22 protein-coding genes and 1 pseudogene are annotated in these 20785 nt (G+C 71.1%); 13 read left to right on the plus strand and 10 right to left on the minus strand.

Translation table 11 applies throughout. The features are described from left to right. Positions 1-71: 71 nt before the first annotated feature. The 3 genes from OHS33_RS00690 to OHS33_RS00700 form a co-directional block, all read right to left on the minus strand. Entirely contained in the window at positions 72-239 is a 168-nt protein-coding gene (locus OHS33_RS00690; protein WP_330328390.1) for a hypothetical protein, read from the minus strand. Between the two features lie 130 nt (positions 240-369). Further along, positions 370-516: a hypothetical protein gene (locus OHS33_RS00695; RefSeq protein ID WP_330328391.1), complete on the minus strand. Its 147-nt coding sequence runs from the start codon at positions 514-516 to the stop codon at positions 370-372. A 188-nt stretch (positions 517-704) separates the two neighbouring features. Next, the gene (locus tag OHS33_RS00700; protein ID WP_330328392.1) at positions 705-1610 is read right to left on the minus strand and encodes an NAD(P)H-binding protein; all 906 of its coding nucleotides are present in this window, start codon (positions 1608-1610) and stop codon (positions 705-707) included. Positions 1611-1651: 41 nt separating this feature from the next. On the opposite strand from OHS33_RS00700, the gene OHS33_RS00705 reads away from it, so the two are divergent. Beyond that, positions 1652-2029: a MerR family transcriptional regulator gene (locus OHS33_RS00705; protein ID WP_330328393.1), complete on the plus strand. Its 378-nt coding sequence runs from the start codon at positions 1652-1654 to the stop codon at positions 2027-2029. Between the two features lie 119 nt (positions 2030-2148). Beyond that, a complete protein-coding gene (locus OHS33_RS00710) occupies positions 2149-3162 on the plus strand; it encodes a hypothetical protein (RefSeq protein WP_330328394.1) in 1014 nt (337 codons plus the stop codon). A gap of 13 nt (positions 3163-3175) precedes the next feature. Here the strand turns inward: OHS33_RS00710 and OHS33_RS00715 are convergent, their stop codons facing one another. Beyond that, complete coding sequence (locus OHS33_RS00715) at positions 3176-3970, minus strand: MerR family transcriptional regulator (protein WP_330328395.1); 795 nt, start codon at positions 3968-3970, stop codon at positions 3176-3178. 164 nt (positions 3971-4134) lie between these two features. Here OHS33_RS00715 and OHS33_RS00720 point away from each other — a divergent pair, with 164 nt between their 5' ends. Then, entirely contained in the window at positions 4135-5364 is a 1230-nt protein-coding gene (locus tag OHS33_RS00720) for a serine hydrolase domain-containing protein (RefSeq protein WP_330328396.1), read from the plus strand. 53 nt (positions 5365-5417) lie between these two features. Here OHS33_RS00720 and OHS33_RS00725 read toward each other — a convergent pair whose 3' ends face one another. The 3 genes from OHS33_RS00725 to OHS33_RS00735 form a co-directional block, all read right to left on the minus strand. Further along, entirely contained in the window at positions 5418-5975 is a 558-nt protein-coding gene (locus OHS33_RS00725) for a YceI family protein (protein WP_330328397.1), read from the minus strand. A gap of 204 nt (positions 5976-6179) precedes the next feature. After that, positions 6180-6971, minus strand: coding sequence for a DUF2785 domain-containing protein (locus tag OHS33_RS00730; RefSeq protein ID WP_330328398.1), 792 nt, complete (start codon positions 6969-6971; stop codon positions 6180-6182). An 82-nt stretch (positions 6972-7053) separates the two neighbouring features. Then, complete coding sequence (locus OHS33_RS00735) at positions 7054-7668, minus strand: PadR family transcriptional regulator (protein ID WP_330328399.1); 615 nt, start codon at positions 7666-7668, stop codon at positions 7054-7056. 121 nt (positions 7669-7789) lie between these two features. On the opposite strand from OHS33_RS00735, the gene OHS33_RS00740 reads away from it, so the two are divergent. Together OHS33_RS00740 and OHS33_RS00745 are read left to right on the plus strand one after the other, a co-directional pair. Then, positions 7790-9007, plus strand: coding sequence for an FAD-dependent oxidoreductase (locus OHS33_RS00740; protein ID WP_330328400.1), 1218 nt, complete (start codon positions 7790-7792; stop codon positions 9005-9007). After that, positions 9007-9147, plus strand: a pseudogene (locus OHS33_RS00745) (NUDIX domain-containing protein); the annotation flags it as partial. The gene OHS33_RS00740 and the pseudogene OHS33_RS00745, both read left to right, overlap by 1 nt. Positions 9148-9151: 4 nt before the next feature. Here the strand turns inward: OHS33_RS00745 and OHS33_RS00750 are convergent. Beyond that, entirely contained in the window at positions 9152-9937 is a 786-nt protein-coding gene (locus OHS33_RS00750; RefSeq protein ID WP_330328402.1) for a COG4705 family protein, read from the minus strand. 236 nt (positions 9938-10173) lie between these two features. Between OHS33_RS00750 and OHS33_RS00755 the strand changes: the two genes are divergently transcribed. The 3 genes from OHS33_RS00755 (at position 10174) to OHS33_RS00765 (ending at position 13768) form a co-directional block, all read left to right on the plus strand. Next, the gene (locus OHS33_RS00755; RefSeq protein WP_330328403.1) at positions 10174-11124 is read left to right on the plus strand and encodes an SDR family NAD(P)-dependent oxidoreductase; all 951 of its coding nucleotides are present in this window, start codon (positions 10174-10176) and stop codon (positions 11122-11124) included. A 212-nt stretch (positions 11125-11336) separates the two neighbouring features. Then, positions 11337-12641 carry a cytochrome P450 family protein gene (locus tag OHS33_RS00760; RefSeq protein ID WP_330328404.1) on the plus strand — a complete coding sequence of 435 codons (1305 nt, stop codon included), beginning with the start codon at positions 11337-11339 and terminating at the stop codon, positions 12639-12641. A 26-nt stretch (positions 12642-12667) separates the two neighbouring features. Further along, a complete protein-coding gene (locus tag OHS33_RS00765; protein ID WP_330328405.1) occupies positions 12668-13768 on the plus strand; it encodes an amidohydrolase family protein in 1101 nt (366 codons plus the stop codon). Positions 13769-13911: 143 nt separating this feature from the next. Here OHS33_RS00765 and OHS33_RS00770 read toward each other — a convergent pair whose 3' ends face one another. After that, complete coding sequence (locus OHS33_RS00770) at positions 13912-15381, minus strand: MFS transporter (RefSeq protein WP_330328406.1); 1470 nt, start codon at positions 15379-15381, stop codon at positions 13912-13914. Between the two features lie 274 nt (positions 15382-15655). Here OHS33_RS00770 and OHS33_RS00775 point away from each other — a divergent pair, with 274 nt between their 5' ends. After that, positions 15656-16264 (plus strand): hypothetical protein, encoded by a 609-nt coding sequence (locus OHS33_RS00775; RefSeq protein WP_330328407.1) that lies wholly within the window; start codon positions 15656-15658, stop codon positions 16262-16264. Here the strand turns inward: OHS33_RS00775 and OHS33_RS00780 are convergent. Then, positions 16254-16664 (minus strand): organic hydroperoxide resistance protein, encoded by a 411-nt coding sequence (locus tag OHS33_RS00780; protein WP_330328408.1) that lies wholly within the window; start codon positions 16662-16664, stop codon positions 16254-16256. The genes OHS33_RS00775 and OHS33_RS00780 overlap by 11 nt on opposite strands. Positions 16665-16804: 140 nt before the next feature. Here OHS33_RS00780 and OHS33_RS00785 point away from each other — a divergent pair, with 140 nt between their 5' ends. The 4 genes from OHS33_RS00785 to OHS33_RS00805 all read left to right on the plus strand — a co-directional run bounded on the left by OHS33_RS00785 (position 16805) and on the right by OHS33_RS00805 (position 20739). Further along, on the plus strand, positions 16805-17311 hold the full coding sequence (locus OHS33_RS00785; RefSeq protein WP_330328409.1) for a MarR family winged helix-turn-helix transcriptional regulator: 507 nt from the start codon (positions 16805-16807) through the stop codon (positions 17309-17311). A gap of 300 nt (positions 17312-17611) precedes the next feature. Next, a complete protein-coding gene (locus OHS33_RS00795) occupies positions 17612-18268 on the plus strand; it encodes a DUF4232 domain-containing protein (protein WP_330328410.1) in 657 nt (218 codons plus the stop codon). A gap of 405 nt (positions 18269-18673) precedes the next feature. Then, the gene (locus OHS33_RS00800) at positions 18674-19624 is read left to right on the plus strand and encodes an SAM-dependent methyltransferase (protein ID WP_330328411.1); all 951 of its coding nucleotides are present in this window, start codon (positions 18674-18676) and stop codon (positions 19622-19624) included. Then, positions 19621-20739, plus strand: coding sequence for a terpene synthase family protein (locus OHS33_RS00805; RefSeq protein WP_330328412.1), 1119 nt, complete (start codon positions 19621-19623; stop codon positions 20737-20739). Before OHS33_RS00800 ends, OHS33_RS00805 begins: the two co-directional genes overlap by 4 nt. Positions 20740-20785 lie beyond the last annotated feature (46 nt).

The raw sequence follows: 20785 nt of genomic DNA on the forward strand, positions 1-20785 counted from the left end.
GTCGATTAAAACGGCCGCGCGGCGCGGCCGGTCGGGGCCGGCGCCGCGCGGCGTCGTGATGTGCGCCGTACTTAGAAGCAGCAGTAGACGCCCGCGCAGGACGACGAGTGCGGGAAGCTCATCATTCTGGTCTCCTGGTGGTCCGGGACGCCCTGCTCCAGGTCACCGATCACCAGGTCGAACGCCTCGTCCGCGGTGAGGGTGTCACCCGGTCGCGGCTGAACGGTCGAAGTCTCCATCGATATCCCCTGACGGTAGAAGTGGCACAGTTGGATGTGGCACAGCACGAGTCGGGTGCCGCCGAAACCGGCGGCACCGCGACGTGGTTCGGGGTGGAGCCGTTCCCGGGGAAAGCTCCGGGAACTCTTGCTACAGCATGCAGTAGACGCGGTGACAGCTCCCGATGTCCCGGGTGCTTTCCGGAGCATCCTGCTCCAGCTCACCGATGACGAGGTCGAACTCCTCGTTGGTGATGCGAGTGTCGCCCAGCGGTGCTTGTACGGTAGGAGCTTCCATGGAGAGTCCTCCTGACAGAAGTGGCACCACAGGCCACCACGACCTCTGGTGACCAGGTGTCGAGCGGCTTCACTGAATACGCAATGGTCGCTCGTGACGCGACCGCCAGTCAGTGTTGCCCAGCTGGACAACACCGTCAACAAAACTTCCGTACCGATAAGCGGACTTGAGATATCCGGTATCGAACATCACGAGTCACTGCTCTCACGTCTGAAACCACCCGCGTGGTCGACGGCCCACCTCGCGAAGGTACCGGCCGGTGTGCCGGTGAGCCGCTCGACGTGATCGGTGATGAGGTGTGACTCCGGTCGGCGCACCGAGGCGGCCAGCAGTGCTTCCACCAGGCGCTCCGGACGGCCGTCCGCGAGCATGCGCGATCGAGCGAGATCAACGGGAAGCGGCCGGAAGCTCAGAGGGCGCCGGAGTGCGGCGCCGAGTCGAGCGACCTGGTCGCCGCGGTCGAGCACCTCGGGTCCAGTCAACAGGTAGGTTTTCGGGTCCAGTTGGGTGCGGTCCGGCGCGAGCAGTACGGTGACCGCCGCATCGGCGACATCGCGTTCGTCGACAACGGCCGTGCGCGCCATGTCCGGGCCCGCGATCAGGTCACCCACCCGCAACTGCGCGCCCCAACCACGGGCGTTGGAGGCCATCGTGTCGCTGCGCAGTACCACGGGCCGCAACCCCGCCTCACGCAGCAGGACTTCCATGTCGACGTGCACCTGGACGATGGGATCGCTCTGGCGGGCGGCGCCGTCATCGATGGCGGTCGAGGACACGTAGACGACACGGGGCGCGGCCGCGATGAGTTCCGCGACCACGTGGTGGGCGGGGTCGGTGTCGAGCAGCGGCCAGATGAGAAGGACGGCGTCGACGCCCTGGAGTGCGGCACGGAACACCGCGGGGTCCGTGAGGTCACCGACCACCGACTCGACCGCGGAGCGGGGGCCGGTGGTGGGACGGTGCACGAGGCGGCGTACGCGCGCGCCCTGTGCCAGGAGGCGGTCGACGACCTCACGGCCGAGATTGCCGGCCGCGCCGGTGACCAGGACCGATGGACCGTCATGGGTGCCCGTGGGGCGAGGGGTGTCAGGCATGATCGAGACGCTAGGGGTTCAGGTCGACATGAAGGCAAGGCATGCGGATGCATACGGTCGGAGCGGCAGCCGCGGAACTCGGCGTCGAGGCTCATGTGCTGCGGCACTGGGAGGAGGTGGGGGCCCTCACCGTGCGCCGCGATGCCAACGGCTACCGCCTCTACGACGACAACGCCGTTGAGCAGGCACGCACCGTGCTGAAACTGCGGCGCGTCGGGCTCTCGTTGCCGGAGGTCATCGCTGCCATGGCGCCGAAGAAGGAGGCGGCGCAGGCCGTTGTGCGGGCGAAGATCGCCGCGCTCGAAAGCGAGGTCGTCCGCACGCGACAGGCCATCGTCTTCCTGCAGCACACCCTTGAGTGCCGGCATCGGTACCTGGACGACTGCCCGGACTGCGCGCAGTTCGTCCGCGAGGCCTGAGCCTCCCCACCTCCGCGGACCCCACCTCAGCGGGTCAACGGGTCCCTCACCCGCCCGGGGGAGGTGGATCGTTCCGGTGGCCGATGCCACCCGCCCGCGGTCGATGGGACGTTCGGGACATGACTTCTGTGGGACGGACGATCAATGTGCCCCGGAGCGCTCGGGGACAGCGGTGGCCGGGCTGGGTGGTCCGGGCAACGATGGTGTGGGCGGTGCTGTACGCCGGGTTCGGCCTGGCGTGCGAGCTGACCGGGGCCTCCTTGCGCTACCAAGGTGGCGGCACGGGGGCCTCCGGGCTGGGGTGGGCGGTCATGGCGGTGGGCTTGCTGGGGGCACTGGCCGGCGCTTCGGTGGTGCGCCACGGACTGTTGCCACCGCTGCGGGCGCTGCTCTGGGTGGTGTGCGGGCTGGCCGGGATCATGGCCTTCAGCCTGCTGATGGACGTGATCACGCTGTTGTTCGGTCAAGGTGTGGACAGCCGGGCCTCTGCCGCGAACAAGGCCCTGGCGGCGCTCGGCGCGATCCTGCTCGCGGCCACGGCCCGGTCCGACCGCGTGCCCGCCGGTGGTCCCGTACCCGCGCCGACCACCGCGCCGAAGCGCGTCCAGCTGGCCGCCTGGACGGGGACGCTGGCCTTCGCCCCGTACGCGGCGATGAAGCTGATCTGGGCGTCGGGCGGCACGTTCGCGGGGATCACCGGTGAGGAGGCGCTCGCGACCTCGGAGCGGAACGGCGCCTCGGGCATCTTCCTCACCCTGGAGTCGTGGGGTCTGGACCCCACCGTGCTGCTGGCCTTGCTCGGCGTTTTCCTGCTCTGGGGGCTGGTCCGCCCGTGGGGGCAGGTCTACCCGCGCTGGACGCTGTTCCTGCGCGGCCGACGGGTGCCGCGCTGGCTCCCGCTCGTACCTGCTCTGCTCGGCGCCGCGACGCTCGCCCCGTACGGCGTCCTGGGGGTCGGATACCTGGCCCTGGCCACGGCCGGCAGGGTGACGGTGCGGCTCGGAGACTTCCACACCTTGCGCGACGTGCTGCTCGTCGGCTGGATCGGCTTCCTCTCCTTCGCCGTCTACGGCATCGCCCTGACCATCGCGGCCCGCTCGTACTGGCTCCGCACGCGTCCCGACGCCGGGTGAATCCCCACGCGGATCACTGGTGCGGGATGTCGACCCCGGCGGCGCGCAGGTGCGCCTCGACCAGCGTGTTCAGCCGGGCGATGGACGGCGCCCGCTCTTCCCGGTGGTGGTTGACCAGTCCGTACCGGGCGGAGGCGTTGGACTGCCGGCGCGATCCGGTCGGCCCGGTCGGTCCGGTCGGCATCGTCGGCGGAGCGTCGTGGGACAGCAGTTTGGCGGCCAGCGCGGACGCCAGTTCCTCGATCCGCGGGTCGTCGGGTTCCCAGGACGCCGCGTCCAGGCCGCGCTGGGTCAGCGCGACGAACTCGGGGTCGCCGAGCCCGTGTTCAAGCCTGGCCAGGAAGGCCTCGTAGACCTCCGGAACCAGCGCCCGGGCCAGTACCAGGGCCTCCCGCTGCGTGGCCACGTAGTCCGGATCGAAGCCGAGCGCCACGAGTCTGTCGAGGACCGCGCAGGCGCGGTCGGGCAGCAGGGCCCGGTCACCCTGTGCCAGCCGGTGCAGGGTGTCGCGTCGCGCGGTCAGGTCCTCGATCTGTTCGGTGAGCCGACGACGGACGTCGTCCAGGGTGGCGGCGAACCGCTCCGGACCGGCGTCGAGCAGGTCCCCGATCCCCGCCAGCGGCACACCGGCTCCGGCGACGGTCCGGACCTGGACCAGCCGGAGGAGGTCGGCCGAACCGTAACGCCGGTAGCCGGAACCGTCACGTCCGGGCTCGGCGACCAGGCCGAGCCGGTGGTAGTGCCGAACGGTCTTGACCGTGACGCCGACGAACGCCGCCGCCTGACTGATCGTGAGCCCGTCTGCCATCCGGTCAGCACCCCTCCCCATCACGGTCGATCACAGGAGCGAGGGTAACGCGCACTGAAGGTTGACCTTGACCTTGGGTCAGGGTGCACGCTCCTCGTGTGGCAGCCCCGGACGGGGCTCGGTCCACCTCTTCCCACCTCTTCGATCCGGAATGGAGTTTCACGATGGGTGCAAACAAGAGCGGCTTCTCCGAGGCCGGACTGCGCAGACTGCGCGAGGTACTGGCCCGGCACGTCGAGTCCAAGAGGATTCCCGGGCTGGTCGCCCTGGTCAGCCGTGACGGGCAGACGCACGTCGAAGCGATCGGGACGATGCGTCATGACGGCGGTACGCCGATGCGCCGGGACACGATCTTCCGGATGGCGTCCACCTCCAAGCCGGTGACGACGGCGGCGGCGATGGTCCTGCTCGACGAGTGCAGGCTGCGCCTGGACGAGCCGGTGGACCCGTGGCTGCCCGAACTCGCCGACCGCCGGGTGCTCAAGCGGCCCGACGGCCCGCTGGAGGACACCGTGCCGGCCAGGCGGCCGATCACCGTACGGGACCTGATGACCTCCACCTTCGGGCTCGGAGTGGACTTCGATCTGATGGACTCCCCCATCAGGGCCGCGACCTTCGCGCGGACCGACTACAGCGTGGTGTCCGGGCCGGCGCCCGGGCCGGACGAGTGGATGCGCCGCCTCGGCGAGCTGCCTCTGTCGTACCAGCCCGGAGAACGGTGGCAGTACGACCTCAGCAACGAAGTGCTCGGCGTGCTGGTCGCCAGGGTCACGGGCCGGCCGTTGGAAACGTTCCTGCGCGAACGCGTCCTCGATCCGCTGGGGATGAAGGACACGGCCTTCCACGTGCCCGCCGACAAGATCGACCGGCTGCCGCCCCTGTACGGGCCCGACCCGCGGACCGGGGAGTTCCTCGTGTGGGACGAGGCGGAAGGCGGAAGGACCAGTCGGCCCCCGGAGTTCCAGGGCGCCGGCGGCGGTCTGGTCTCCACCGCCGACGACTACCACGCCTACTTCCGGATGCTGCTGAACCACGGCATGCACGGCGGCGAACGGATCCTGTCCCGGGCCGCAGTCGAGCTGATGACCACCAACCGCCTCACGCCCGGGCTACAGGAAGCCCGGGACGCCATGTACCGGAACATCGCCCACCTCACGGTCGGCCAGGGGCAGCAGGGCGGCTGGGGTTTCGGCATGGCGGTACGGACCCGTCGTGGCGACCACGCGCCCATCGGCCAGTTCGGCTGGGACGGCGGCACCGGCACCACGGCCCACGCCGACCCGGGCAGCCGGATCACCGGAATCCTGCTCACCCAGGTCGGCATGTCCACCCCGGACTCGGCGCGGCTCATCCACGACTTCTGGACCACGCTCCACCAGGCCGCCGACCACTGACGCCGGGCCCGGATCCCCGGCCCGACACTGCCGCGGTGCCTGCCAGGTGCCTTCTAGGCCTGGGCCTGCTTGATCGCGGAGATGTCGAATTCCAGGACGACCTTGTCACCGACCAGCACGCCGCCGCCCTCCAGCGCCGCGTTCCAGGTGACGCCGAACTCCTTGCGGGAGATGGCCACGGATCCTTCCAGGCCGACGCGCAGGTTGCCGTAGGGGTCGACGGCGTTGCCGGTGTACTCGAATTCGACGGTGACGGGGCGGGTGGTGTCCTTGATGGTCAGGTCGCCGGTGACGCGGTATTCGGTGTCGGAGCGAGGCTCGACCGAAGTGGTGCGGAAGGTGATGTCGGGGAAGTTGGGAACGTCGAGGAAGTCGTTGGTGCGCAGGTGCTGGTCACGCTGTTCGACACCGGTGTTGATGCTCTCGGCCTTGATGACCACCTGGGCGGAGGACCGGGCCGGATCGGCGCCGTCCAGGTGGGCGGTGCCCTCGAACTGCTGGAACGCGCCGCGGACCTTCGTCACCATGGCGTGGCGGGCGACGAAACCGATCCGGGTGTGAGCGGGGTCGAGGACGTAGTCCCCGGTGAGCACGGCGTTGTCAACGGTCACGGTTCTGCGTCTCCGAAAGGCCGGGATCCTGGCGGCGGTGTGCCCGGATCGTTTCCGGCCCACGCTAGGAGGCGAGCGATTCCCGTCCCGGCCGGACGCACGGGGCGGCGGCGAAGTCCACTCTGACCAGCGACCTCGGGCCGTCGGATGGCCGCTTCCGGCGAACGGCAGGCTTCCGCCGTCGAGCCCGGCGGCAAGCCGTCGTTACCGCTTGACGATCAGATCGAGGACCACGGCCAGATGCGCCTTGACCGCCTCGCGGTGGTGGAGGGCATCCGGTGCCGACGCGGCATCGGGCCGTACGCCTCGGTCCGCGAAGACGTACAGCATGCGCAGCGTGCGCAGGCAGTTGGTGAGGTGCGCGGGGACCGGGGTCGTCAGACGGTCGGCTCCGAAGCGGATGCCGATCGGGTCCAGCCATGCCGTCGCGTCGCGCTCGCTCATGTCGGACCGCGTGAGGATACGGGCGATCGCCCGCGCCAGACGGTCGTCCTCAAGCTGGTCGAACACGTGGTCGGTGGGCGCCGTCAGCCGGGCACCGGCAAGGTCCAGCATTCGCACCGGTGACACCTCGGGGAGGCACCCCAACCGGCCCAGCAGGTCCGCGCCGTGCGCCACCGCATGGATCCAGCCGAGCGTGTCGTCGTAGCCGCGCAGGTCCTGCTCCGTCGGGTACCACCGCTCGAAGGCGACCACCCAGTCATCCCGGAGGTCCCCCGCGCTCACGAGCATGTCGAGCACGAGAGGGGCGAACGTACGGGCCTGGACCTCCCGGTCGAGGAAGCGGGCGGCCATCTCGTCGCCCAGCGCCAGGCGTCGGGGCGCGTCGATCACCCCGCGGGCTATCCAGGTCGACAGGACTCCGTAGGCGGCACCGTCCCGGATCAGCGGATCGGGATCCGCCAGGGCTCGGGAGAGTCCTCTGACGAGTTCCTCCAGGGGGCGGTCGGCGGGCACGGCACAGTCGGCGTCCTCGATGTTCTGCCAGTTGATCATGGCGGGCACGATAGACCCCCACCGCCGTGCCACGCCGCGAATTAACGCCGGCCGCCGGGGCCGCCTCACCCCGCCGCCGGCCTTACTCCTCCGCCGGTCCGGACGCGAGCGCGTCCAGGCGCTCCTGCGACCAGGCGAGCCCACCGGTCCGCAGATCTTCGACCACCGCGCGCACCCACTCCAGCTCCGCGACCGTCACGGCCCTCAGGTACTCGGTCTCCAGCCGGGTGATCCGCGGCAGCCCCTGCTCCGCCTCCTTGACCAGGGCCGATTCCAGCCCGTCGAGCTTTTCCGCGAGTGCGTCGGCCCGCCGGTCCAGTACGTCGGCCATGTCCTGCGGCGTGAGCAGCAGCAGGTTCGACAGCGCGGCCGGGAACTCCGGGAACTCCTGCTTCGGTGCGGAGAGCATCTCCTCCAGCCAGGTGCGGGCGATCTCGCGCCCCGCGTCAGTGATCTCGTACACGGTCCGCTCCGGGTACTGCTGATCACGCCCGGTCTCCCGGACGGCGATCAGCCCGGCGGCGCCCAGCCGCTCGATCGTGCGGTAGAGGCTCGCGCGCTGGCTGACGTTGACGACCTGCTCCTTGCCCCAGTCCTTGATCAGGCGCTGGACGCCGTAGGGGTGCAGCGGCTTGTAGTGCAGCAGAGCCAGGACGGTCAGGGCGAGCGGGGAGCTGCGGGGGGCAGATGAGGTCACGGACCCGATTCTAGCGACAGCAGAACTAGTTGACTAGAAACTAGTTTCAGTGCAACTATCGAAGCGTCGGGGCAAGAGCACCGACGATCGACGATCGACGACCCACGAGGGGGTACCAGTCATGACCAGCACTGACACGGCCCGCACCGGCACAGCGCGCAGCGCGCTCGTCATCGGGGGCGGGATCGCAGGACCGGTCGCCGCGATGGCCCTGCGACAGGCGGGTATCGAGGCCACCGTCTACGAGTCCTACGCGTCCACGGCGGACGGGGTCGGCGGCGGCATGACCATCGCCCCCAACGGTCAGGACGCCCTCGACGCAATCGGCGCGGGCCACCTCGTCCGCGCCATCGGCTCCCCGGTCACGTCCATGGCCCTGCGGAGCGGGACGGGCAGGGAGCTCGGACGGTTCGCCCCGCCTTCGCGCCTGCCCGTCCCGCAGTTCGTCTGGCGCGCCGACCTCTACCGGGAGATCCACGACGAGGCGGAGCGCCGCTCCGTACCCATCCACCACGGCAAGCGGCTGGTCAGCGCCACGGACACCGGCTCCGGCGTCACCGCGCGATTCGCGGACGGTACGCAGGCGAGCGCCGACATCCTGATCGGCGCCGACGGCATCCGGTCCACGGTGCGTTCCCTGATCGACCCGGCCGCACCACAGCCGCACTACGCCGGCCTGGTCTGCTTCGGGGCCCGGATGGACTCCTGCGCGCTGCCCTCCACCGACGGCGTCATGTACATGTGCTTCGGCAAGCGCGCCTTCTTCGGCTACCAGGTCTTCGACGACTCCTCGGCGATGTGGTTCGTGAACCTTCCGCGCTCCGCCCCGATGACAGTCGCCGAGGCCCAGGCGATCGGCGTGGAGGAATGGATGCGCACCCTGCGCACCGTCTTCGCCGACGACAGTGCCCCTGCCCTGGAGATGATCAGCGCCACCGACCCCGGCCGGCTGCTGATCACCGGCCCGATGGAGAACATGCCGAGCGTCCCGGCCTGGACCCACGGCCGCCTGGCCCTGATCGGCGACGCGGCGCACGCCGCGTCGTCCAGCTCGGGGCAGGGCGCCTCCATCGCCTCCGAAAGCGCCGTCGAACTGGCCCGCTGCCTGCGGGACTTGCCGTACGACCAGGCCTTCGCGGCGTACGAACGGCTGCGCCGCCCCCGCGTCGAACGCATCATCAAGCTCGGCGCCCGCACGAACAGCAACAAAGCACCGGGCCCGGTCGGCCGGGTGCTGCGCGACCTCCTGATGCCGGTGGGCATGAAGCTGATCAACCCGGAGAAGACGGCCTGGCAGTTCGACCACCACATCGACTGGGACGCGAAGGTATCCCTCTGACCGTAGTGTGCCGCGACACGGAGGGCCGGATCCTGGTGCACCGGTGGCCGGACAACGACTCGCGGTTCCCGGGCCAGTACAACTGGCTGCTCGGCGGCGCGGCGAACCCGGGCGAGACCTACGAGGACGCCGCCGCGCAGTGAGTCACGCCTCGATGTCGCGGCGGGTGGTCGAGAGGTAGGCGACCAGGGCGAGGATGACCAGGGTCCAGCCGAGGGTGACCGGGCCGAGGCCGAGGCCGAGGCCCCCGCGGGTGTGCGAGACGGCCATCCAGTCGGCGAAGGAGGCGCCCAGCGGCCGCGTGAGGACGTACGCCGACCAGAACGCCGCCACCGCGCCCAGGCCGAGCTTGGCGTGGGCGAGGGCCGGGAGGGCGATCAGCGCCGTGAAGACCAGGCCGGAGGCGAAGTAGCCGAGGCCGAAGTTGGTGGCGGTCAGGTCACCCGCGGCGGTGCCGAGCGCGAAGGTGGCGAGTACGGTCGCCCAGTAGAACGCCTCGCGGCGACGGGTGTTGACGGTGTGCACCGAGAGCGTCCGCTCGGTCGCGTACCAGGCCCCGAAGATCACCGCGAGGACGAGCACGAAGACGGGCGTGGCCTCCGTGTACGGAACGCCCAGGCCGACGTGCAGCACGTCGGCCGCCATCGTGCCGAAGACGCTGACCATGACGACCGTGGTCCAGTAGACCCAGGCCACGTACCGGTCGAGCCGGAACTGCACGGCCAGGCATGTCACCAGGCCCACCGCGCCCAGTGCGACCGCGATCATCGGGTCCATCACGTGGGCGAGGAAGTCCGAGGCCGTCTCGCCCATGCCCGTGGTCAGCACCTTGATGACCCAGAACAGTGCCGTGACCTGCGGAACCTTGTTCATCATCGGCCGGGCGGGCACGGACGGGCCGCCGTGCTGGCGGAGTTGAGCTGTCGTCATGAGCGGCACCATGACACAACGCCGCTACGTCTACAAGTTTGTAGACATGATCTTGTCGGGCCGCTAAGGTCTTCCCCGGGCCTCGGACGGCCGACGGCACTGTCGGCGATCCGTAGGAGGGGTGTCGGTGCCGTCGGAGAGGTGTCGGTGGCCGGTGGAACCGTGGGTGCCGAGCCGCCCAAGGGGGCGGCCGCGGCCGTCAGCAGCCGCCCGCACCAGCCGGGAGTTCGTTCGCCGTGTCTTCCTCATCCTCCACCCCGCCCTGGAACGTCCACCGGCTGCCCCGCGCCGATGGCCGTGTCTTCCTGGTCACCGGCGGCAACGCCGGGATCGGGTATTTCGTCGCGGAACAGTTGTCGGGGACCGGGGCCACCGTCGTGCTCGGCAGCCGGAATCCCGCCAAGGCTGAGGTCGCCTCGGCCTCGATCCGGGCCCGTCTCCGCGGGGCGCGGGTGCGGTCCGTACGCCTGGACCTGGCCGACCTCTCGTCGCTGGAAGCAACGGTGGAATCGCTGGGAGTGGAACGCCTCGACGCCGTGGTCCACAACGCAGGCGTCGCGCTCGACGACCCGCCGCGCGAGGAGACCGTGGACGGTCACGAGCTGATGTTCGGCACGAACCACCTCGGGCACTTCGCCTTGACCCAGTGGCTGATGCCGCTGCTGTCGGCCGCGCCTGCCGCCCGCGTGGTGACCGTGGGCAGCTTCGCGGCGAAGTCCGAGCGGCTCGACCTGGAGGACCTGCAGAGCCGGAGGGACTACCAGCCGAAGCGCGCCTACGGACGCTCCAAGTTGGCCCAGATGCACTTCGGCCTCGAACTCGACCGCCGCCTGCGCGCCGCCGGGAGCAGGGTGTCGAGCGTGGTGGTCCATCCCGGTGGCGCGCTGGACTCCCTCACCCCGTCACGGCCACCGCTGCACGTGCGCACCACCGGCGCACGCCTGGGCGCCGCCCCCGCGGCCCTCCTCGTCCAGGGCAAGCACGCGGGCGCGTGGCCCGCGGTCCGAGCGGTGCTCGACCCGGCCGTGTACGGGGGCCGGCTGTGGGGACCGCGCGTCTTCGGCCTGCGCGGCGAGCCCCGACCCGAACCGCTGTGGAACCACCTCGCCGACACGTCCGTCGCGTCGCGCCTGTGGGACGCGAGCCGCGATCTGGCCGACGCCGTCCCCGGCGCCATACCGGGATAGTCCTCGGCAGCCACCGCGCCCGGCCCCGGTCGTCGACGCGACACGGGGATCGTGTGGAACAGGATGGCCCGCGTCCGGCGGGGGCGCCAGGTGGCCGGACCGGACGGCTGAGCCCCTGACTCGAACGAACCAAGGGCCGTTTCGCGAGCGGTCCGCACGGGGAACCGGTGTGTCCAGTCAACGGAACACCGATGCCACGGAGGACACGGAACATGACGCAGGAGCATGCGGCACCGACCGGCGGCCCGGCGCTGCAGGACATCGTGTCGGCCGTGTCCAGGGGGGCGCCGGAGTTCCGCGCATGCCCGTATCCGGCCTACGCCGCCTTGCGCGAGCAGGATCCGGTGTGCCGGCTGACGCCTCCGCACGGGGTCGAGACCTATCTGATCACCCGCTACGACGACGCCCGGGACGCCCTGTCGGACCGGCGCTTCAGCAAGAACATGCGCGGGGCCATCGACACCTACCACGCGGTGTTCGGCAGTTTCTTCGACGCGTTGGACGACAACGTCCTCTTCTCGGACCCGCCGCGCCACACCCGGCTCCGCCGCGTGCTCAGGAGTGCCTTCACCCCGCGGCGGGTGGAGGCCATGCGGCCGAGGATCACGGAGATCACCGAGGGGCTCCTGAGGGAATGCCGCAAGCGCAACGCGGTCGACCTGATGTCCTCCCTGGCGTTCCCGCTGCCCATCGCGGTGCTGTGCGAGCTGATGGGCATCGAGGAACCGGACCGGCCCGCGATCCTGGAGCAGTTCGGGGTGGTGACACGGTCCAGGTTCAACCCCGCGTTGAAGGCGGAACTGAAGGCGGCCGAGGACTGGCTGCAGAAGCGCTTGGGGCAGCTCGTCGCCGACACGCGCGCCAACCCGTCGGACTGCTTCCTCAGCGACCTCATCACCGCGGAGGAAGCTCTTGACGACGCGGATCTGATCGCGTCGATGTGGGTTCTGTTCTTCGCCGGGCACAAGACCACCGCGTTCCAGATCGGGAACTCCGTCCTGGGCCTCCTCCACCACCACGACCAGTTGGAGAAGCTCCGCAGGGATCCGGCGCTGATCCCGGGTGCGGTCGAGGAACTCGTACGGTTCGACGGATCGGTGGAGACGTCGACGTTCCGGTACGCGGCCGAGGAGGCCGACATCCGGGGAACCGTGATCCCCAAGGGCGCTCTCGTCCAGATCGCGCTGTCCTCCGCCAACCGGGACCACGAGAAGTTCGAGTCCCCCGACGTCCTGGACGTGACGCGCGAGGGCATCCAGGGGACGCACCTGGGCTTCGGGCACGGAACGCACTACTGCCTGGGAGCCCCGCTGGCCCGGCTCGAACTCGAAATCGCGCTCGCGTGCCTGCTGCGGGAGTTCCCCGAGATGGAGCTGGCCGAGGAGGAGGAGAGCGGCGGCGCGTGGCTGAAGGGTCCCTTCGCGGCGTTCCGGGGGCTGGAGCGGCTCCGTGTCGTCCTGGAGCCTTCGCGGCCGGCCGGTGATCCGGCCCCGGCGCCGAAGGTCTCCGTCAAGTAGCCGAACCCGATGGGTGGTGGTGTGGCATGCCGAATTCCGGGAGCGGGAGCACGTCCGGCCTGAACTTCGAGGAACGATCCGCGCGAGGGGTGGCGGCCCCCGCCGGGGGCGCGGGTGAACACGCGGGTGCGGAACGGGGCGACGCGACGGCCGACCCGCACCATGACCACGCGTCCCGGCCGAAGATCGACATGCACCACCACTTCTGCGCGCCGGAATGGCGCGAGTGGGCGGCGCAGCACGGCTTGATCGATCCGGCGCAGTTGCCCCGATGGGCGCACCGCCGCACCGAGGACGCGGTCCGGTTCATGGATCACGCGGGGATCGAGACGGCCGTGCTGAAGCCGATGCTGCCGGCGCGCTACCGCTCGTCCGCGCAGTTGCGCGAGGCCATCAGCATCACCCTGCGTTCGATGATGCACGTGGCGCAGGAGTATCCGGCGAGGTTCTCGTTCTACGTCCCGCTGTTCCTGGACGACCTCGAAGCATCCTCGTGGGCGGTCCGCCGCGGGCTCGGGCAGCTCGGCGCCGTCGGGGTGAACGTGACGGCGAACTACGGGGGCGTGTACCTCGGAGATCCCGTCTACGACCGGATCTTCGCCGAGCTGAACGACCACGCGGCCGTGGTGGACACCCACCCGCACCATCTCCCGGGTGGCAGGCCCGGGGCGATGACGGTACCGGGCATCCCGAACTTCATGTGCGACTTCCTGCTCGACACCACTCGGGCCGCCGTCAACATGATCAGCCAGAGAACCCTGGACCGCTTCCCCGACATCTCCGTCATCCTGCCGCACGCCGGCGGGTTCCTGCCCTACATCGCCCCTCGCCTGGAGGCCCTCGGACGGTTCTGTGACCCGCCGGTGGATGCCGGCGCGGTCCGCAGCCACCTGCGGCGCTTCTTCTACGACACGGCGGGGCCCATGGCGCCCGCCGCGACGCTGCTCGCCCACGTGCCCGCCGACCACATCCTCTTCGGCACCGACTGGCCGGCCGCGCCCGCGGACACGGTCATGGACCTGGCGCTCCCCGCTCTGGAGGCCGACCCGGCCTTCACTCCCGAGCAACTGGGAGGGATCTACCGCGAGAACGCCCTGCGGCTGATTCCGCAGTTGGCAACGGTCTGACCCGGACGACTTCGCGACCGGTCCCTCCCCCGGACCTCGGCCGACCCCCGTACCCCCGTACCCCCGTACCCCCGTACCGCAGCCAGGTGCGGGGGTACGGCGTGTACGGCTCGTACGAGTACGGGGGCGGGGCTACGGGCCGGTCACTCCGCCCCGCCGGGCGTGGGGCCGGGGACCGCCGTGGCCGGGCGGCCGGGGAGGAGGAGGGAGCCGAGGGCCGCGCAGGCCGTGAAGACGGCGGCGCAGAGGAAGGCGTGGCCGTAGTCGGCGGTGAGCGCCTGCACCCCGGGGCTGAGGTGGCCGCGAGCCGTGTGGGCGGCGATGGCGGCGAGGATCGCGAGGCCGAGGGCGCCGCCGACCTGGCGGGAGGTGTTGACCAGCCCGGAGACCAGTCCCGCTTCGCGCCGGTCGATGCCGGCGGTGGCCGCGGCGGTGACGGGCAGCATGGACATTCCCAGGCCCAGGGCGCAGAACACGAAGGGCGCGGCCACATCGGTGGTGAACACGCCGCCAGGGGCGATGCGCGAGAGCCACAGGAAACCGAAGGTGCTGATGGCCATGCCGGTGACCAGCAGGGGGCGCGGGCCGGTGCGGCGGAGAAGGTGGGTGGAGGTCCTCGTACCGATGATGACGGCGAGGCAGCCGGGCAGGAACCACATGCCCGTCTTCAGGGCGCTGAAGCCGAGGACCTGCTGGACGTAGAGGGACAGCAGGAACCACATCGCGAACATGGCGGAGCCGAGGGCGATCATGACCAGGTTGGCGATGGCCAGGGTGCGGCGGCGCAGGACGGCGAGAGGGACCAGTGGGGCGGCGACCTTGGACTCGATCACGGCGAAGGCGGCCAGGAGCAGGATGCCGAGCGTGAGGGCGCCCCAGACCTTCGGGGAGGCCCAGGGAGAGCTCTCGGTGGAGATGATCCCGTAGACCAGGGCGGTCAGGCCGACGGTGACCGACAGCGCGCCGGGCAGGTCGAGGCGGCGCAGCCCGCCGTGGCCACGGTGCGCGCCGGACACGTAGAGGAGTGCGGCGGCGAGGATCGCGATCCCGATGGGAACGTTGACGATGAAGACCCAGCGCCAGCCGGCGTACTGGGTCAGGAGCCCGCCGATCACCGCGCCGGTCGCGCCGCCGACGGCATTGACCGAACTCCAGGCGCCCATCGCGCGGGTACGGGCGCGGGGTTCGGTGAAGGTGGTCATGATCAGCGTCAGGGTGGCGGGGGCGAGGATCGCTCCCCCGATGCCCTGGACCGCCCGGGCCGTGATCAGGGTCGCGCCGTCGGCGGCGAGGCCGCAGGCGAGCGAGGCGGCGGTGAAGAGGCCGAGGCCGACCAGGAAGGTCCGGCGGGCGCCGACCAGGTCGGCGGCCCGGCCGCCCAGGAGCAGCAGCCCGGCGAAGCCGAGGGTGTACGCGCTGACGATCCACTGCTGCCCGGCCGGGCTCAGGCCGAGGGAGGCCTTCATGTCCGGGAGGGCGACGTTCACGATCGAGACGTCCAGCACGACCATGAACTGGGCGGCGCAGGCGATCAGCAGGATCATCGCCGTCCACCCGCCGCGGCGGGTGGACGGCGCGGGTTCGGTGCTGACGGCGGGCGGAGCACTTGACATGTGGTTCCTCAGGGGCAGGGGAACGGGCTCGGGTCGGGACAAAGCCCACCGCATGTCTGCCCCCGCACAGGTCCGCCGTCACAGCCGCGCGGCAACCGGGTGACCTGCGGGTCGGTCGCAGGTCGTGGCTCTCTCCCCCGGACGGGGGAGAGAGCCACGACCCGAGGGCCGACGCCGAGTCACGGCCGGGCGCCCGAGGATGGAGACGTCAGCAACTCCCGGGCTCCTCCGGTTCCCCGGGTCTCCCCCGAGCGAACGGACGACCACGATGAGCGTGAGCGAGACACGGCCCGAGGCGGGTGTCACGGCCGGTGCCCCGACCGGCGTGGACGCCGAAGTGCGCACGCCGCAGGTGTCACGGGCGGTCCTGTGGGCCGCGCACGCGGTTCCGCTCTGCGCCCTGCCGTCGGGGCTGTGGCGCATCGCTCTCGTCTCGGGATGGCCCGACTGGTACGGGGGCCACGCATGGCTTCCGGGCGAGCGCCCCTACGTCGTTTCGCTCTCGCTGATCTCGGAATGCCTCGCGCTGCTCACCCTCGGGCTGGTCAGGCCGTGGGGCGAGCGGCTCCCCGGCTGGGTCCCGCTCGTCGGCGGCCGCGCGCTGCCGGTCCGCGCCGTCGTCGTGCCCGCCTCGGTGGGCGCCTTCCTCGCCACGGCGCTGTCCGCCTACGGCACCCTCAACTACTTCTTCCACTTCGTCCCGCCGCTGAACGACACCGGCGAGGCGTTCCCCACGAGTGGACCGGGCGCCTGGGCGCTGTGGGCCTGCTACATCCCGGTCCTGGCGTGGGGTCCGCTGCTCGCCGTGGTCACCCGTGCCTACCACCTGCGCCGGACGCGCGGTGTCAGCGGCGTCAGCGGCGTCAGCGGTGTTATTCGATGACGAGCTCGACGGGGATGTTGCCGCGGGTGGCCTTCGAGTACGGGCAGACCTCGTGGGCCTGCTTGACCAGCAGGGCGCCCGTCTCGCCCGCGAGGGCTTCCGGAAGCTCGATGCGCAGGGTCACGGCCAAGCCGAAGCCCGTGGCGTCCTGCCCGATGGACGTCTCGGCGGTGACCGACACGTCGCTGGTGTCGACCTTGGCCTGGCGGCCGACCAGTCCGAGCGCGCTGGCGAAGCAGGCGGCGTAACCGGCCGCGAAGAGCTGCTCGGGATTGGTGCCCTGGCCGTTGCCGCCCAGCGCCGGGGGCATGGCGAGCGCCAGGTCGATCTGACCGTCGGAGCTGACAGCGCGGCCCTCTCGGCCGTTGGCGGTGGCGACAGCGGTGTACAGCGCGTCCATCGGGGGGTCCTCTCGGAGGGGTGAACCGTTGCGGCCGGTGCCCGGCCGCGCTCCATAAATAAAGCACACAGTTGAATGTGACGCAACTAAGTTGTGCACAACTCAATCGCTTGCAAGTCTCTCCGGGTACACTGGGCACCATGACCGAGCAGCAGAGCGACCCCCTCCACGACCAGGACTTCCTCCGCCTGGACGGGCAGATCTGCTTCGCGCTCAACGCCGCGAGCCGCGCCTTCGGCGGCCTCTATCGCGTCGTCCTCAAGGACCTCGGCCTGACCTATCCCCAGTACCTGGTGATGCTGGTGCTCTGGGAGCACGGCGAGATGCCGGTCAAGCAGCTCGGTCAGCACCTGCGCCTCGACTCGGGCACCCTGTCACCGCTGCTCAAGCGGCTTGAGGCGGCCGGCCTGATCCGCCGCGAGCGCAGCACCGAGGACGAACGCTCGGTGCACGCCGTCCTGACCGGGGAGGGCGCCGCACTGCGCGCCCGCGCGGTGGAGGTGCCCCGCCGGATCGCGCGGGCGACGGGGTTCGAACTGGAGGAGATCCGCGACCTCCAGACCCGCCTGAGCCGCCTGACGGAAGCCCTCGACGCGGCCGCCGTCGGCGAGAGCGCCGTGGGCGGCGCCGACGCTCAGCAGGCCTGACCCACCTCGGCGGCGGCCTTCAGGTCGCTCAGCCACGCTTCGATTCCCCGGCGGAGGATGGCGGTCGCGGCGGGACCGTCCGCGTCGACCTGGGGGCGCCCACCGGAGCCTCGCGGACGCCCTCCACGAGACAACGGGTCATGTCACCGATCTGCGACAGCGTTGTCCTGGAACGAAGACACCGATGTCCCCTCGGACGGCAGTCCCCCATAGTGATCATGCGGCGCCGGAGCCCGACCGCTCCGACGGCGACCACGACCACGACCACGACCACGACGCGCACCCAAGGGGACCCATCTCATGTCTGGCAACCGCCGCAAGGCCTTCCTCGTCACCGCGGCCCTCATGGGCGCAGGGATGCTGATGACGGCATGCCAGGACACGAGCGCGGCGCCGGGCGCCGGCGCCGCGCAGGGCTCTTCGCCCGCCGGTTCTGCCTCCGGTCCGGCCGCCGGTTCGGCCACCCCGTCCGGTTCGCCGAAGCCGACCGCCAAGGCCTCCGGCGGCACGGACAAGGGGACCAAGGACGGGACGGGCGCCGGCGACGGCAAGCCGGTCGGACAGGTCTGCGGCGCCAATGACATCGCCTGGAGCACCCGGTCCGAGAGCCAGGCCGGTGGATACATCCTGGTCATCGCGAAGGCGAAGCCCGGGATCACCTGCGTCCTGCCGGCCGCGCTGCCCACCGTGGCTTTCGGTTCGGACGGCACGCAGGCAGGTCCCGCGGAGCAGGCCGTCGGCAAGCAGATCACGCTGACCGGGAACACCACCGCCTACGCCGGGGTGAACCCGAAGAGCACCAAGGCGAACGGGGGCAAGGAACTGGAGAGCATCATCGTCGCCGTCGGCGACAACGACCCCAACCCGGTCTCCCTGCCGGTCCCCGCCATCACCGTCGACAAGCCGGTCGTCACCAACTGGCACACCGCCCCGAAGGACGCCGTCCCCTTCAAGTAACGGGCCCGGGTGCCGCGTTGGTACCGTACGTTCCCGCTCCCCCGGCGAGCCGGACCTGCGCGAGAGCAACGGCCGGAGGGGGCGCTCCGGTGTGCGTCCCCCTCCTCCCGCGCGCCGCTGCGCCGGGGGGCGCGGGGCTGCGCCGTGCGCGGGGCGCGCCACGCCCCACCTGCGACGGGGCGCAATGCGGGGGCGTGAAATCACCGAGGTGTGAACTCCGCGCGCCGTGGCGCCCGCGAGTCCGCCGGAGCAACTCGGTCCATTGACTCGTGTCCGGCGGGCTGACGTGCGGCGCAGCAGGTGCCACGATGATCCGGGCTTCAACAGTCTGCGGGTCCGGACGCGATGAGAGCGGCGCCAGCGCGTCACGGAGAGCAGCCCTACCCCACGAAAGGGCGGACACTCATGCGCGTCACACCACTCGCGTCGTCCTTAGCCGGCGACCAGGGCTCGGCCGCCGACGATCCGGTGCGGCTCTACTACAGCCGCAAGACCGACGAGATCCTGCAGAAGTACGGTCCGGGCCCGCGCGTCCACTTCCACGTGGGTCTGTACCCGGACGGGCCCCCGGCTCCCGCCACCCTCGCGCAGAGCACCCTGAAGCAGCGGCTCGTCGACGCACAGGAACGCATAGTCGGGCACGCGGCCCGCTCGTGGGGCGCGTACGATTCCCCGCCCCGCCGGGTCCTGGACATAGGCTGCGGCCTGGGCGGCACCTCGCTCTACTGGGCGCAGGAGCACCGGTCTTCGGTCACCGGTCTCACCATCGCGGCGGAACACGTCCCCCTCGTCCGGCGTTTCGCCCGTCAGGCCGGGGTCGGGGACCGGGTGAGGCCCCTGCTGGCGGACGTACACGACCTGGACGACGTCCGCGCGTACGACGCCGCCTACGCCAACGAGAGCAGCGGATACACCGACCGGGCCCGTCTCTTCGAGGTCGTCGCCAGGGCGCTGGAACCCGGCGGATGGTTCGGGATCCAGGAACACTTCCTGTGCGATACGGCGTACTCCGACTTCCTCGACGGCTACTACCGGACCCGGCTGGCCACGCGGAAGGACTACCTGGTCGCGGCCGAGGCGGCCGGATTCGAGCTGGTGCAGGACGAGGACGTGACGGACTCGGTGGCGGAGTTCTGGGTGCAGTCCATGGCATGGAACACCGCCGAACTCGACCGTCTCCGGACGGGCGGGGACGTAGGCGGGGGCGGGAGCGTAGGCGGGGGCGGGGCGCCGGGCGCCTGGAGCACGGAACGGCTGGAACAGTCGACGATCGCGCACAGCAGGCTCTTCCGGCTCTGGCGTGACCACGCGGTGGAGACCCGGTTGCTGCGCTTCCGGATCGGGGGCGGCCGATGACCGCGCACCCGCGCCCCGCCCCACCCGCCGTGCGTCCTTCCCTGCTCGGTCCGCGCCTGCCGGCCTTCTACTGCCCCCTGGAGCGCGACCTCGTCCACCCCGGCGCGAAGCGGGTGGAGGCCCGGGCGGTCGAGTGGCTGGACGCCTTCGGCCTGTACCCCGATCCGGTGGAGCGCGCATGGGGTCTCGCCACCCACAGCGCCGACTTCTCCTGCCGCATCGTGCCCGCCGGGAGCGAGGAGGCCGTGCTGCTGTTCACCGAGTGGAACCACTGGGCCAACGCCGTGGACGACTGGCAGGATTCGGGCTCCGACGAGGTGGGAACGGGCGCCGTCGTCGAGCACGGTGTCCGGCTCCTGCGGACCATCGAGGACCCCGGGGTGTCCCTCCTGCCCGCGGGCCCCATGACCCGTGCGCTGGTGGACCTGGTGCGGCGCACCCATGCCGTGCTCACCCCCTCCGAGCTGCGCCGGTTCACCGAGGGGACGCGGGACTGGCTGCTGGGGGCGGCCTGGCGGGCCGCGCAGGCCGAGACGGGGGCCATGCCGACGCTGAACGACTTCGTCGCGATGGGACCGTTGGCGAACGGCACGCGCTTCTCGTTGACGTGGTCCGACGCCGCCCGCGGGGACCGGCTGCCGGCGGACCTGCTCCGCTCCTCCGCCCTGACGGCGCTGACGGATGCGGCGGGGTTCGTCGTCAGCGCGGACAACGACCTGTTCTCCTACGACAAGGACGACCACCTGGAGCCGCGCGAGGTGAACCTCGTCAACGTCCTCGCCCACCAGGAGGGTTGCTCCCCCGCCGAGGCCGTTCCGCTCGCGGTGGCCCTGCGGGACCGGGTGATGGTCCTCTTCACCTCGTTGCGGGCGCGGCTGGAGCAGGGCGCGGACGAGGAACTGCGCCGCCACCTCGCGGCGTTGGGGCATTACGTGGCCGGGTGCATCGCGTGGCAGAGCCGGGCCCCGCGGTACGCGAGCCCGCGCAACCGGTACGAACTCCCGCTCGCGGAGGCCCGGTTCGACATCCGGTACGCGGACGGGCCCAGTGACACCCGGACCGGGCCGCCGGACCTGCCGGCCCTCGCCTCCTGGTGGCGGCAGCTGCGCGACTGAGCGGAGCGCCGCCGGTCCCGGCCGCGTGTGCGGCCGGGACCGGGGG

The sequence above is a fragment of the Streptomyces sp. NBC_00536 genome (genome assembly GCF_036346295.1).
GTDB lineage: Bacteria > Actinomycetota > Actinomycetes > Streptomycetales > Streptomycetaceae > Streptomyces.